Genomic DNA, 626 nt, shown 5'->3' on the forward strand with positions numbered 1-626 from the left:
CAGAGACGAGGGCGCCTGCCGTGACCGGGCCGATGCCCGGGATCGTCTGCAGGCGCTGTGCGTCTTCATTGGCCCTGGCATCGGCGCGAATGTCAGCTGTCAGCTCGTCTATCGTCTTCAGCGTGCCGATCAGCTGATCGGCAAGCAGGTTCAGCGCCTTGCGGGATGAGCCATCGAGCCGCCACGGGTTCGAGGCCGATGGCGAATGGGGCGGGCCGGCCTGTTCGCAGGCCATGATCAGCCGCTCGACATCATGGATGCCCCTATGGATGCCCTTGGGCACGACAATGCCGAATTCGCCCGGATGCGCCCTCACGGCATGCACGATCCGGGTCTGCTGGCGGACGAGGTGGTCTCGCGCCTTGTGGGTCATCCGCAGGGCCTGGGTCGCCCGCTCTCTCGAACACATGGCGTTCGCGGGCTCACCTTCGCGCTTCACGGGAAAAACCGCATGGACGGGCGCGGCACGGCTTCACAGAGGGTGTTCGTCGGCTTACGCGGCGCCCCTGGCGCCACGGTCCTCCTCACCGTCGGCCTTGTCGGTCTTGCCGCGCTTGACATGGCCCTTCACGCAGGTGGGCGGCATGAGCCGGACATCATGCCCGAACTTGATCACTTCCCGCCCC

General features: G+C 66.6%; 2 pseudogenes. Both read right to left on the reverse strand.

Annotated features, from left to right (window positions below):
- Positions 1–373, reverse strand: a pseudogene (locus tag KY389_RS15040) (hypothetical protein); the annotation flags it as partial.
- A gap of 65 nt (positions 374–438) precedes the next feature.
- Positions 439–626: pseudogene (locus KY389_RS15935) on the reverse strand (hypothetical protein); the annotation flags it as partial.

The organism is Paracoccus bogoriensis, assembly GCF_019431455.1.
Classification (GTDB): Bacteria; Pseudomonadota; Alphaproteobacteria; order Rhodobacterales; family Rhodobacteraceae; genus Paracoccus; species Paracoccus bogoriensis.